Below are 14,575 nucleotides of genomic sequence, written 5' to 3' on the forward strand. Positions count from 1 at the left end.
ACTTTTTTAATAGCATAACGCAAAAACAAATTTTTCTTTTTCAAAAATCAAAATCTCCTTTTGAATATTATTTTCTTTATCTATAACTTTCATTACATTATTATTTTTATTAATAACATCAACTGTTTCCAAATTTTGAATTAAACCGACTCCTTTATATTTTAAATAAGCTTCTTTAGAAACCCAATATTTGTAAAAGTCTTTCAAACCTAATATTTTTTCATTGTTAATAAAAAAATTATTCTTAATTTCACTATAATCTATATTTCTTTCTATATTTTCAATATCAACTCCTATATCATTTCTTGAGAAGGCTACTATTGAAAATCCTGTGGTATGTGATATATTAAAATGTAAATTCAAATGATTTCTAATATATGGTTTATTATATTTACCGTAACGCCATCTAATCTCTTCGCATTTTAGTTTCTCAATTTTAGAAAATAGCAAGTTTACTATTGCTTTTGTTACAGCATAATTAATTCTGTCACTTTCTTTTCTATACTTCCACATAATTTCAATTTGATCTTTACTTAAATATGGAATACATTCACTTATAATTCCGTAACTATTTGTCTCTACAGCAACTACTGCTATACAATCATCATGTATAAATTGAACTACCTCATTAATGTCAAATTTTGTTAGTTCTGTAATTTTAATTATTTTTAACGTTTTCATTAATATAGCTTTTTATTTCCCTTATAACCATATCAGTAGATGTATTTACAAACATATGCTTGCCATCTATATATTTATAGACGAATTCTTTTGTTGTATAATCTTGCCATTTTTTAAGTTCTTCTAATTTCATTTCTTGATCTTTATCTCCCATAAGGCCAAGTATGGGACTTTCTAATTTTTCATGTTTTGTATCTTGATAGTCTTCGTCTATTACAAAATCTGCTCTAAGTGTCGGTAAAAAAATTGAAATCAATTCTTTATTATCTAATATCTCTTTCGGGGTTCCCTCATATCTTCTTAGCCCTTCTATAAAACCTTCGTCATCAAGGTAATAGATTGGGTTTGGTTCTTTATACACTGGAGCACGTCCACCTGAAATTATTATTCCTCTTGGATTTTCATATCTTGAATTTTTGATCTTTAAGGCTATTTCATAAACTATTTTTGTTCCCATACTATGTCCAAATAAATAGTAAGGTTTTCCAAAATCAAAATTTTCTTCCATATCATTGAATAATGTTTCAACTAAAATATTAATATCACTTATAGCTTTTTCAGAAAATCTATTTTCTCTTCCTGGATATTGAGCAACAAATATCCTTACATCTTCAAATTCATATTTCCAATTTCTAAATGCAGATACTCCACCTCCTGCAAACGGAAATATAACAAGACTAGCTTTAATATTGTTTTCGTCTAATTCTTTATTTAGCATTTCAAAATTTTTTGACATAAATTCACCTTTTAATATATTTTTTGTTAGCAATAGCTAACTTTTATTCATTATATACCATTTGATAACATTTATCAATGAGTTTTTGAACTTTTTTGTAAAATAATTAAAAAAAATAGCATAAAAAACTTATTTAAAAGTTATCTATGCTATTAATTATAAGGTTTCATTAAAATGTTTTTTTAATTTTTTAAACGTTTCATCTGATATAACGTGTTCTATAAGACAAGCTTCACTTTCTGCTTGTTTAGGATTAACTCCAAGTTTAATGAATACGCTAGTAAGATACATATGTTTTTTATACATCTTTTCACAAAATTTTTTTGATTCTTCTGTTAAACGAATTATTTTATCATCTCCATAAGTTATCCTGCCTTTATTGTCAAGTTTTTTTAGCATTCTTGTAACCGTCGGTCTTTTGTAATCCAAATAGTTAGCAATGTCTATATTTCTAACCTCTTCATTTTCCAAAGATAAAATATATATGGCTTCTAAATAATTTTCTTCAGCAAATTCCCTGTGTAAAATAAATTACTCCCCCTCTTAAATTGTTATTAACTAATAATTTAATCAAATATCTTTAAATATGATAATTTAAAATATTTTTTAATATCATACATATTATTATAGTTGTAAAAGTATCTATTTCAAAGTAATTTTTTTAATTTTTTAAAATTTAAGTTATCATAAAATAGTGTATTATAGCAAAAATAGTAAAAATAGCAAAAATAGCAAGCACAGTAAGTGCATATGCACTTACTAAAAATGAAATAAGAATACTACGATCATATCGCTTATTTTTTCCATTTTACTTGTTGGGGAATATCCCCAAACCCCTAAATTTATAATAATTAAATTCAGCAACAAACGCTTATAATAGCTTCAACGTAAACTTGAATATTATCTCAAAAAATGATAAAATATAAGCAATAAAAAATTAAATCAGGAGATTTCCAGATGAAATATATAGAATAAATTAAACCTGTAAGTCAAGTTATCCTACTTGAATTTACAGGTTTTTCTTTTTTATTTCGATTAATAAATTTATTAGGAAGAGGAACTTCAAGGAAGTTTACTACGAGCTCTATATATACAATTATTATCCCACAAGAAAGATGGATTGAGAACAAAATGTAGTATTTTATTACTACAACTATAATATACGAGGAGGTTAAATTATGACAAGTAGATTTAGGAATAACGGAATCTATTTAATGTTATCTGATGAGGAGTTAGAATTGCTAAATGAAAAATATAAAGCATCTAAGTGTAAAACTCTTAGACAATTTATTATGAAATGTATTTTAGAAAAGGATATTTATGTACTAGATATGGATGTCTTTCGTGAAATGTCAACAAATATAAGTCGTACTTCAAATAATATAAATCAAATTGCTAAAAGGATAAATACTACATCAATTATATATAAAGATGATGTAGAAGATTTAAAAAGCTTATTAGAAAATCAAGCGAAAGATATTTTCTCTATGCGTAAAAAAATATACTCTCTTACTAATTCTAATAGCATAAATACTGAGAAAAAATAATGGCAATTACTAAAATTCATCCTATAAAATCCACTTTAAAAATAGCACTTGATTATATTATGAATAGTGATAAAACAGATGGAAAAATTCTAATTTCCTCCCTAAACTGTAACCCTATAACTGCTCATTTAGAATTTGAACAAACAAAAATAGAATGTAATTCTAAAGCAAAAGTTTTGGCAAGACATTTAATTCAATCTTTTTTCCCCGGAGAAACTACTGCTGAAGAGGCTCATCAAATAGGAATAGAACTATGCGAAAAAATCTTAAAAGGAAAGTATGAATATGTTCTTACTACCCATATAGATAAGGGACATATTCACAACCATATACTATTTAATAATGTTTCTTTTGAGACTGGTAAAGCATATCAAAGTAACAAAAAAACTTATCACCAAATTAGAAATCATAGTGATAATTTATGTAGAAAGTATAAGCTATCAGTTATAGATGAAGATTATGTAAAATTTAAGGAAAAGTATAAAACCAATGGTAAATCCTATAAAGAATATATTGAATTTAAGAAAGGAAAATCTTGGAAACATAAACTTCAAATCGCTATTGATCATACAATTAATAAAGCAAATAGCTATGAGAATTTCTTAAAGCTTATGGAAGAATATGGCTATGAAATTAAACTTGGAAAATATCTTTCTTTCAGGCATAAAAAACAAGGAGAAAAAGGGCGATTCATTCGTGCGAGGGAAACTACTCTTGGAAAAGATTATACAAAAGAGAAAATAAAAGAGAGAATTGAAAATAAGGTAAATGAAAATTACAAAAATAACAAAATTTGTTATGATGAAAAATCTTATAAGAAATTTGATAATATAATAGACATAGAAAGTAATGAAAAGGTTAAATCTTCTAAAGGTTATGAAATATGGGCAAGAAAACATAATATGAATACTATGGCGAATACCTTAAATCAGCTTAGAAAATACGGTCTATCATCTAGTATGGATTTGGAAACTAAACTCCAAGAAGAGGCTGTTAATAGGCAAGAAATCCTAAATAAGATTAAAGATGTTGAAAAAGTTATGAGCGAAATTTACGCAGCTATTGAAGGCATTAACACTATAAAAATAAATAAGGTTATCTATAAAACCTATAAAGAAAATCCAAATGATAAAGATTTTTATAGTGAATATAAGCCTCAAATTATCGCATATGAAAAAGCAATAAATGCTTTAGAAAAGTGTCAATATAAAAATCTAAGTATAAAAGAGTTGTCAAAATTATATGATGAATACAAAAATAAAAAAGATATTCTTATGGATGACTACGCCAACGAGAATATATTGATAAATGAATTGACTCAATTAAGAAAGAATACTGATAAGTATATTTATAATGAATTGTATAAGTAAGGATCTGGTGTATCAGCTTCTTCGGATAGATTTTGAGCTGATATTTTTTCAATATAACCCATCATTTTTCCTTAAAGACAACCAATAAAAAAATATAGGAGGCAGACTAAAACCTGCCCCCTATAATCTTTTACCTTTCTATGCTATTATCCTTTTTCTTATTTTCATCCACTTTCATATCCCCTTTAGTCTTAAATTCCTTTAATTTCCCTATTGTTGATGCTTTTGCTTTTGTATGCTCTTTAGCTTTTAATAACTTTGCAGAGTATACTTTTAGACTTGTGTATTCCTTATTATCCTTTCCCATACTTTTCTTTTCTTTTCCAAATAGGTGTACAAAATCTCCTTTTTTCAAATTTTTTACTTGATTGATTTTGTCATTATAGGCGTAGCAGCTGATGAATTTTGCATTTCCTTCCTTGTCATTTTCAGCAATAGAAAAGGAGGCTACTTTAAAGTCCCTCCCATCTTTCGATTTTAAATCTTTAATTTCTATATCAGTTGCTATATTTCCATCTATATTTACTGTATCCTTTTCTTTATTATCTATATCTTTCATCTCTTTATCTCCTTGTTCTTGATTAGCTTCTAAATTTTCTTTTAACTCTTCTTCGTCTATATATTCAATAAACTTTTCATCAATAAGACCCATAACTGAATCGTTCATATAATTATCATAGGCATTATTAAGAACATTTTCATTTTCTACTCCTGTTTCAAGAGATATAATACCTTTTACAAATTCTTTATGATTATATTCTGCTAAAAAATCTATTGTATTTTTCATGCTTTCAAAATTTGTATTTTCCATATTTGCTATTGTTTTTATATCACTTGCGTATCTAACAGAATTCCATTCATACTTTCCACTTTCTTTATTAAACTCTACTCCTGTGGCTAAAATAAATTGATTTCCGTCAAATAAGGTAGCTTGATTATCTTTCACATCCAATACCATAGTGTCTCCAAATTCAGTTTCAATTACATTTCCCTTTTTTATATTCATTTTTATTCCTCCATTTCTATTTTTCTCTCTCTTATCTGTTAAATCTTTTATTTCTTCTTCCTTTCCATCACTAATAATAAATTGTTTTATTTCTTCAACTGTTGGATCATCGATTGTAGTCTGAATAAGTTCAACTAATTTATCTTCTGAAGTGGCAAAATTTTTAATTCCATATTCAACTATATTGTTAATTATTCTCTGAGTAGCACCATCAAAAGAAAAATTTTCTCGAATAAATTCATTAAAGCTATATCTATCAAATTCCATATTCTTTTTCCTCTAATAATCTCATTTAAAGCTTTATCTGCCACATGGTTCACTATTATTTATTTCTTTTATATTATTATTTACTGCTAAATTCCCCTTATATTCCTTTAATTTATCCATAATAGATGTTTTTTCTTTCCTTTCAAAATCCCCTATTTCCTGAACTTTACTATCTCTAAAGTCAGCATCATTTCTATCTATTATTCCATCTAAATCCATATCTTTAGATAATGGGTCATAGAAGTTGCCATCATCATCTATTTCAAATCCCATTACTTCTCTCAGTTTTTCTTCATTTACTGATACAAGCTCACTAAAATTCCAAAAGCCAATAGATGTCTTTATCTGTACTAGCTCTTTTAAATCACTTGCATCTAAGGGATCATAGGTGTATTGAAAGCTGTCAATTAGGTTCTTATCTACATAGGTGTTCATCTTGTAATTTATTAAATCTAAACTTACCTGTATTTCATGTTTTTCATCTGGTGTAGTTGTATAAGCTATTCCTATATCTGTTAAGTCAGGAAATATAGTATCAAAGTCCTCTAACCTGTTTTCTTCATCATATTCTCTGTTAAGGAAGTCTATCAATTCTTCCTTTACTTCTTCTAGTAATGGATTATCTTGGCTTATATCTTCACTTTTTCCCATATCTAGTAAATTATTTACTTCTGCAAGTCTTAGTGTCTTATCCTTTAAAAGTTCAGCTTGTGGAAATGTCTTTTGTATTTCAATTTTAGCTGTTTGAAATTGCTCTTCTGTATCTTTTAGTTTTGAAATTGTATTTTCTAATCTTTCTGGTAATTTATCTAATACATTATCCATTCTTGTTATATTACCTATTTCATCTGTTCCAAACTCTCCTCTATATTCTCCCTTACCTTTTAATATAAAGTTATATTTATTGAAAAAAGAATCATATTTTATGGATAAATCAAAATTTCTATATTCACCTATTTTTTCTCCATCTTTATCCATTTCCCTATATATTTTAACTCCCTTAATTTTGTTCAACAAAAACTCTCCAGCTATTTTCTTATCTATATACTTCTTTCCGTCAATAATTAGAGAGGTAAATTTATTATCTTCTTTTAAATTTTTATCTACTTCTCTATAAGGCTCAACATTTTTAATATCTTCCTTTAAGTTCTCTATCCTTTCTTTTAATCTTTCTATTTCCTTTGGATAAAATTTAACTACTTTATCTTCCAGCTTGTAAAGATTTGATTTAAAATTGGACTCTAGCATTTTAAGTTTAGAAACTTCAACATCAAGGTCCATCTTCTCCTTTATTAATGGATTTCCTGTTGCAAGAGCTTTGATTTCGGCATAGTTTAATGTGGCTTCGTCTACATCTTCTGCAACTCTTACAGGTGTCTTTGAAGTCATAATTTGAGAAATATATTTTTGTTTATTCTCTAAGGTTTGGAAAAGATAGGCATCAAAAGTATTTTCTGTTACATATCTAAATATATGGACTTCCTTATTCTCATTTCCCTGCCTCACAATCCTTCCTGCCCTTTGAGAAAGATCAGCCGGTCTCCATGGTATATCAAGATCGTGGATTGCAATTAGCTTGTCTTGAGCATTAGTACCTGCTCCCATTTTCTGTGTTGAACCAAGTAAGACTCTTATTTCTCCCTTTCTTACCTTATCAAAGATAGCATCTTTTTCCATATTGTTTTTTGCCTTATGAATAAATTCTATTTCATTTTCAGGTACTCCCATATCTATAAGTTTTGTTTTAATATCATCATAGATATTAAAATCACTACTTGGTGTAGACATATCACAAAATATTAATTGAGCAGATTTTTTATCTTTATATTTATCCCAAATGCTAAATACATTTTTTATACAGGTATTTACCTTACTATTAGGATCATCAGGAAGTAAAGGATTGATTAATCTTTGATCTAACGCCATCTTCTTCCCATCATTTGTTATTAATAGCATATTATCAACACTTGAATCTACCTGCTTATCACGAACCTTATCTGCTCTCTCGGAAAAAGTTTCAAGAATTTCTTTTTGTTCTTCGGTAGGCTTTGTTTTTATAGTTTCATAATGGGCAATTGGTGTAGGAAGATTTAAAACATCAGCTGTTTTAATATCCATAAATCCTTTTACAGTATTCATAAGTTCAGGAAGATTATAAAATTTTGCAAATCTGGTTTTGCTCCTATAACCATTACCCTCAGGATTTAATTCTATTGCCGTTATTGTTTCTCCAAAAGTAGACGCCCAAGAATCGAAATGTTGCAATTTCATCTTTTTTAATTCATCATACTGTAAATATCTCTGCATAGTATAAAGTTCAGCCATACTGTTGCTTACTGGTGTACCTGTGGCAAATACTAATCCTTTATTATTAGTTATTTCATCCATATAGCGGCATTTCATAAGCATATCTGATGATTTTTGTGAATCTGTAGAAGTAATTCCTGCTACATTCCTCATTTTAGAAAATAGATAGAGGTTTTTGTAGGCATGGGCTTCATCTACAAATAACTTATCTACTCCCAGTTCCTCAAAGGTTACAACGTCATCTTTCTTATAATCAGCATTTAGTTTTTCTAACTTTGTCTCTAATTTTTTCTTTGTTTTTTCTAATTGCTTTACAGTAAATCTTTGATCCCTTTCTCTCTTATATTCATCTATATAGTCAATGATTTCATCAATTTGACCTTGCAATTCATATTCTTGTCTTTCTTTTGATATAGGAATTTTTTCAAATTGACTGTGCCCTATAATAACAGCATCAAAACTTCCTGTAGCAATACGACTACAAAATCTTTTTCTTCTATCTGGTGTAAAATCTTTTTCTGTAGCACATAATACATTAGCTCCTGGATAAAGTTCATTAAATTCTCTTCCAAATTGCTCTACAATGTGGTTAGGAACAACAAACATTGACTTATTACTCATACCAAGTCTTTTTGACTCCATGGCTATACCTATCATTTCAAAGGTTTTTCCTGCTCCTACTTCATGGGCAAGTAAAGTATTTCCACCAAACAAACCTCTTGCTATGGCATCTTTTTGATGTGCTCTTAATTCTATTTCAGGATTCATTCCTTCAAAAGTAAGATTAGATCCATCATATTCCCTTTGTCTTATGGAATTGAATCTTTCGTTATAATCTTCTACTAATCTATTTCTTCTTTCCACATCATCAAATATCCAGCTTTTAAATTCTTCTTTTATCATCTCTTGCTTACTTCTTGCAAGCATTGTTTCTTTTTGATTAAGCACAGATTTTTTCTTTCCATCACTGTCTTCTACTTGGTCAAATACCTTAGTATCTCTTAAATTTAAAGTATCTTCTATCAATTTGTAGGCATTTACCCTATTTGTACCATAGGTAAAAGAAGCAAGGTCATTGTCCCTATCAGAGCTTTTTCCTTCAACTCTATATTCTCCTGTAAAGTCAGAATACTTAATATCTATATTCCACCTTGATGAAACTGGTGTTTTCAACAAATCAAACATAAATTTTTTGTAATCTTGTTCCGGTATCCATGTTGCACCCATTCTAACTGTAATCTCACTTGCATCTAGTGCTTTAGGCATTACTTCCACTAGCTTTGCTTTTTGAAAATGTAACTCTTCTAATTCTTTTTTTAAGAGTTTACTATCCTCTAGATTTTCTTCCTTTCCTAACTCTTTTTCGATGTTTTTAATATAAGAGTCTACAACTTCAATTTTATCTCTTATATTTCCTGACAAGTATTCATCAGCACTTACGTAAGGTCTTGAAAAATCTCCTAGCTCATTAGCAGACTTAAATGGATTTATATCATTAGGTTCAAAGGAATCTAAATTTAAAAATATTTCTCCCTTTAATTCTTCTATTAATTTATCTCTTGTTTTTCCTGTCAATTCTTCCATATAATCAAAATTTATTTTACCTTTTTGACTAATAGAGAGTACCAGAGCATCTATTGCCCTATCTGTATGATCTATTATTACAGCTTTTTTTATAGTTCTCTTGTTAAAGATGTCAGATTTTCCTATAAAGTTGCCTTCTTTATCTAATTTTTCCAAAGTTGAAATTAAAGAAAAATTGGCATCTTCTCTAAATAACTTTTTATTGGTTTTTGAATTTAGTCTTCCATGTTTGCTATTGAAATCATCGTAGAATTTATTTAGATTTTCTTGTTCTTTTTTTATCTCTTCATCTGAATAGTCTTCTCTTTGATAGGTTATAACTTTCCTTAGACTTTCATTTAATCTTAAATATTTTTTTACCTTATCTTTATCCTTTTGGTTTAAGGATATTCTTTGCATAATTGAATTTTCTCTAAAATATATTTCATCATCCACTAAAGCAAAAGAATAGTTTTTAACACTATCATCAGCTGGTATTGTTTCTTCTCCTAAATCATCATTTATTTGAGCTTCTTCATACCTACCTTGGATATTTTTAATGGCTTTTTTTAGTCCTTCTTCTAAAGAAATATCTTTATTTTCAATACATGCAAGGCTTGTCCCAAATCTTGACGGTATTTCTTCCATAGTCCCTATTACCATCTGAGGATTATCTACAAAGTATTTATTATATATTAGTCCTTTTGCATCTTTGTCTAGCTTTATCCAGTCTTCATCTATCTTTAATAGCCTATTTCTCTTTTTTAAAAAGATTATATCTGAAGTTACTTCTGTTCCAGCTACCCCTTTAAATGTAGTATTTGGTAGTCTTATTGCTCCTAAGAACTCTGCTCTTTCCGATATATATCTTCTAACATCTTCACTTTTTTTATCCATTGTTCCTGAAGATGTTATAAATGCAATGATGCCTCCATCCCTAACCTTATCTAAAGTTTTAGCAAAAAAATAATCGTGAATTAGAAAGTTATTTCTTTCATACTCACGATCTGCTACTTTAAATTCTCCAAAAGGAATATTTCCTATGGCCACATCAAATAGGTTATTAGAAAAATTGGTTTCTTCAAATCCTTTTATTTGTATATTGGAATTAGGGTAAAGTTCTTTGGCAATTTGTCCACTAATCCTATCTAATTCAACTCCATAAAAGTTTGACTCTTTCATTTCTTCAGGTAGATTTCCTATAAATCTCCCTGTCCCAGCACTTGGTTCTAATATATTTCCTTTTTCAAAGCCAAGATTAGAAAGACTTTCATAGATAGAGTCTATAACTACTTTCGGCGTATAAAAAGCTGTTAGGGTTGATCCTCTTGCCCTATTATATTCTTCCCCAGTTAGATTTTCTTTTAAAAAATTTCTTGCATCAAGCCATTGACCTTCCTTTTCTTCATCAAATACATCAGAAAGTCCTCCCCAGCCGATATATTTTGCCAAAATTTCCTGTTCATCTTTTCTTACACTTCTATTTTCTTTTTCTAAAGCCTTTAAGACATTTATAGCTTCAATGTTGTTTTTTAATCTCTGTGAAGGTGGTAGGTTTTCTTCTTCATTAATAATTTTATAGTTTTCTAAAGAAACTTCAGAAACCCCTTCTGTATTTTCTCTATCAGTCTTTTTGTCTTTTTTAACTTTTTCTTCGTTATTATTGTCAATATCTTCAAAGCTGATTTGTTCTACTAGTTCCTCTTTATCAATAGATTGTTTTTCTTTTTCGCTAGATTTATATACTTCTAAATCAAGATTTTTGTAGTCATTAAAAAGAATTGTTTCGCTTCCGGTAATAAAACCATTCATTAGTCCTGTGCTATCTTCTAATTCTATAGTTTTAGGACTTGTATTATCGTTAATGGCGGTTATAGTGTATTCTTTTCCTTTGTATCTAACACTCATACCTTCTTTAAATGGATTTTCTTCTTGCCTTGTTCTATCATTTTCTATTTGCTGATTTAAATATCCATTTAAAAGCACTTCTCTATGTTTGTCATCAAGTAAATAAGGTAAGTTACTTAATATGTCCTTATAACTTTTATATTTTATAGCTTGATTAGAATTTAAAATATATCCATTGTATCGTAAATTTTGTCTTAGAGTTTTTTCTTTTATATCTAAGATTAGCTCTACATCAAAGCCTTCTTTTCCATCGATTGTCTCCTTAATACTATCTGGGATTTTTAATAGTCCTTCTTCTATTTTCTTTGATAGTAGTAAGTATTCTTCATTTTGAGGATCAAAATAGTATTCTCTTTTTTCTTTGATATCCTTATCTATTAACATGGAAAGAACTTGTTTCTTATCTCTTATTTCTTCAATTTTGGATTTTTCTTCTTGCGATAAATTTATATTAAAAGTGATTTTATTTTCTTCATTTATATGTGCTAAATTTTGATATGCTCCATTGATTTCAAGATTTTTATTAAAAACATATATATCATTATAATAATCTGGAAATTGCTGATTAAAGCTTTGAACATCTATATCATAGCCTTCCTCAAATTTTGTAACTTTATCATCAGTAATTTCAAATAAACCTTCCCTTTCCAATTCTAATACATCATTTAAATTTGTAAGATTTGCTTCTTTCATTTTGGCAGTAATTTCATCAAACAAACTGTCTATTTTTTTGCTATCTTCAAAAGATTTCCCTTTATATAAAGTATAGATCTTTCCTTGTGAGTTTTCCTTTCTTGGATAAACTCTAATTCCTGTTTCTTCTAATTCTATATCCTTTGTTTTATATTTATCTACTAAAGCATAATAAAATCCTACTTTTACTGCTATTTTATCTTCTACAATCTCTTTTGTTAATTTTTCTTCTACTTCATTTCTTAATACTTCTAAAGCTTTTAAATCGCTTTCTTTAAAGGAATGTGAGAATAGTTTTAAGTCCTTATCAAAATAGGCATCATATGAATAATATATTATTTGATTATGGTTATTATCATATCCACTGGAAATATCTTTTATTTTTAAATATTTATTATCCTCTGTTCTAACTATATCTCCCACTTTTATAGAGAGTATCTCCTTATCATCTTCTATATTGTTTTCATGTGAATTATTTAAATATTCTCTATATCTATTTTCTATTCTAATAGCTAATTCTTTAACCTTATCTATTGCCTTCATATCATCCGGAAGATTTCCCTGTTTATCGGCAACTTCTCTCATGATTTTTACATATTCTCTTTGGAATACAGAGTTAAAACTTGCTAAGGTATTATTTCCTAAGTTTTCTCTTGCCTTTATAATTTCATTTTCTAAAACTTTATCCTTAACTAATACATCAAAAATTCTATCTTCAATTTGATTTATTGAAATTATTTTTTCATCTATCTTATTTCCTTCTATAGTTTGATTAAGTTCTATCTGACTTTTTCCTATTTGTTCATAAAGAAATTCAAAGTCTCTTTGGTTGATCTCATTTCCATCACCTATGTCTATCTTATAGTGATCAACTATTTTCCCATCTACTATATGGTTAAAATAGAATTTGGAATACCCCTCCCACTTATCAGTCATCTGCCCATATTCATCTTCTCCTAAGGTCTTATTATGAAGTCTTATCTTTTCATCTATTTCCCTTATTTCATCTAATAGTTCTTTAGTCAGCCTTTGTCCTGCATAATCTTTTTCTATTAGACTTGAACCCTCATTAAACTCAATTATCCAATAATCATCTTTTCTATGGCTATCTAAATCAAAACCTATATTCTCTTTATTTTTATTAGGATAAAATTCCTTAAATTCTTCAAAACCATTTACTATATCATCATCTATAACTTCTTTGTTAGAATTAACTACAATATTTGGAATATCATCATATCGACTTTGACTTTCTAAAAGGTAATATTCTCTTCCTTCTATTTCTTCCTTTTCTTTAATATAAAAAGTGTCATGTATTCCCTCAAGAATAATTCCATCGTCTAACTGGTCTAATGGTATATCTAATTGTTTTTCAAAGGCTATGGAATATATTTCTTCTTTTAAAAAGTTTGGCATAAATTCATCATAAATGATAAGTTTTCCATCATCACCTATACTTGCTACAGACTGTCCTTGATAATAATATATAGAACTATTATTTGTTCTTTCTATATATACATCATTATCAGTTGGAGGCAAATCATCTTGATAATTTATATACTCCTGGCTTTCTTTTTCTGTTTTATTTATTTCCTGATCTGTTTTTTTCTTCCTATTTTCTTCAAAACTTTCTTCATCTATATATCTATTCTTTTTAATAAGGTCATTAATTCTTCTTGCAACATTAGACCAAGATAGTAGTATTTCTTTTGCATTACCTTTATTATATTTTATTCCCTTCGCATCGTGCCACTCACCACTTTCTCTTGCAGCAGATAGTGCATGAGAACTTCCACCTACGCCATATTCATTTTTCAAGAAATCTGCTTGTTCTTTTAAATCATGCTTTTCAGTAAAAAATTCATATATTCTTTTCTTTCCATCAGAAAACCCGCTTCCTCTTTTTAGGCTTTCATCTATTTCATCTTGTGTTATAAAACTCTGAATAGGTGCAATATCCTTTAAATTTGACCTATATAATTTTCTTTCTATTTCTAAATCATTGATATCATTATAGATTTTAGATAATTTATAATGATGAAATCTTAAAATATCAGGATTAATCTTATATTCTTCTAAAAATACCTCGTATTCTTTTCTGAGTTTATTTATAAAATTTTTATCTTCAAGTTTTTTCCCGAGATTTTCTTTTTCATCTGGGAAGCCTCTTCCTTTTATATCATTAAGAATCGCTAAATATCTATCCTTAGTTTCATCAGTAAGATCTCTCTTTAAATACAATAATTTTTCTGCTATTTTTTCTCTTTCATATGTCGCACTTTCTACAATCTCAACATTGCTAGCAAATTCTCCTCTATCTAATAAATTATTAATATTATTAGCTAAATCTTTCCAAGAAACTATTTGCCCTTCTCTATATCTTGCCTCATCTCCATCTTTTAAAATTGCTCCTTCCTTTCCAAACCATGCAGATATCTTTCTTCCTTCAATTTCAAGACCATTGGCTCCCCTATATATTTCTTTCAAAAAGTTTGCC

The 14,575-nt window shown here is 28.0% G+C and carries 7 protein-coding genes; 2 read left to right on the top strand and 5 right to left on the bottom strand.

The genetic code is table 11. The annotated features are described in order from the left end of the window. Positions 1 to 6: 6 nt before the first annotated feature. The 3 genes from I6I93_RS02285 to I6I93_RS02295 form a co-directional block, all read right to left on the bottom strand. Positions 7 to 681 (bottom strand): 4'-phosphopantetheinyl transferase family protein, encoded by a 675-nt coding sequence (locus I6I93_RS02285; RefSeq protein WP_036764335.1) that lies wholly within the window; start codon positions 679 to 681, stop codon positions 7 to 9. Next, the gene (locus tag I6I93_RS02290) at positions 659 to 1,417 is read right to left on the bottom strand and encodes a thioesterase II family protein (RefSeq protein ID WP_036764333.1); all 759 of its coding nucleotides are present in this window, start codon (positions 1,415 to 1,417) and stop codon (positions 659 to 661) included. The genes I6I93_RS02285 and I6I93_RS02290 overlap by 23 nt, the downstream gene beginning before the upstream one ends. A 156-nt stretch (positions 1,418 to 1,573) precedes the next feature. Further along, on the bottom strand, positions 1,574 to 1,888 hold the full coding sequence (locus I6I93_RS02295; RefSeq protein ID WP_036764331.1) for a metal-dependent transcriptional regulator: 315 nt from the start codon (positions 1,886 to 1,888) through the stop codon (positions 1,574 to 1,576). Positions 1,889 to 2,595: 707 nt separating this feature from the next. Between I6I93_RS02295 and I6I93_RS02300 the strand changes: the two genes are divergently transcribed. Both I6I93_RS02300 and I6I93_RS02305 read left to right on the top strand, forming a co-directional pair. Then, entirely contained in the window at positions 2,596 to 2,964 is a 369-nt protein-coding gene (locus tag I6I93_RS02300) for a plasmid mobilization protein (RefSeq protein ID WP_002838925.1), read from the top strand. Next, the gene (locus I6I93_RS02305) at positions 2,964 to 4,334 is read left to right on the top strand and encodes a relaxase/mobilization nuclease domain-containing protein (RefSeq protein ID WP_070737653.1); all 1,371 of its coding nucleotides are present in this window, start codon (positions 2,964 to 2,966) and stop codon (positions 4,332 to 4,334) included. The genes I6I93_RS02300 and I6I93_RS02305 overlap by 1 nt, the downstream gene beginning before the upstream one ends. Before the next feature lie 130 nt (positions 4,335 to 4,464). Here I6I93_RS02305 and I6I93_RS02310 read toward each other — a convergent pair whose 3' ends face one another. Both I6I93_RS02310 and I6I93_RS02315 read right to left on the bottom strand, forming a co-directional pair. After that, the gene (locus tag I6I93_RS02310) at positions 4,465 to 5,607 is read right to left on the bottom strand and encodes a single-stranded DNA-binding protein (protein WP_040397451.1); all 1,143 of its coding nucleotides are present in this window, start codon (positions 5,605 to 5,607) and stop codon (positions 4,465 to 4,467) included. Between the two features lie 33 nt (positions 5,608 to 5,640). Continuing rightward, complete coding sequence (locus tag I6I93_RS02315) at positions 5,641 to 14,565, bottom strand: SNF2-related protein (RefSeq protein WP_407673036.1); 8,925 nt, start codon at positions 14,563 to 14,565, stop codon at positions 5,641 to 5,643. Between the last annotated feature and the right edge of the window lie 10 nt (positions 14,566 to 14,575).

The organism is Peptoniphilus harei (assembly GCF_016726485.1).
GTDB lineage: Bacteria > Bacillota > Clostridia > Tissierellales > Peptoniphilaceae > Peptoniphilus_A > Peptoniphilus_A harei.

Coding starts and splice junctions, on each gene's coding strand:
- I6I93_RS02285 (WP_036764335.1), bottom strand. CDS start 681: ATGAAAACGTTAAAAATAATTAAAATTACAGAACTAACAAAATTTGAC.
- I6I93_RS02290 (WP_036764333.1), bottom strand. CDS start 1,417: ATGTCAAAAAATTTTGAAATGCTAAATAAAGAATTAGACGAAAACAAT.
- I6I93_RS02300 (WP_002838925.1), top strand. CDS start 2,596: ATGACAAGTAGATTTAGGAATAACGGAATCTATTTAATGTTATCTGAT.
- I6I93_RS02305 (WP_070737653.1), top strand. CDS start 2,964: ATGGCAATTACTAAAATTCATCCTATAAAATCCACTTTAAAAATAGCA.
- I6I93_RS02310 (WP_040397451.1), bottom strand. CDS start 5,607: ATGGAATTTGATAGATATAGCTTTAATGAATTTATTCGAGAAAATTTT.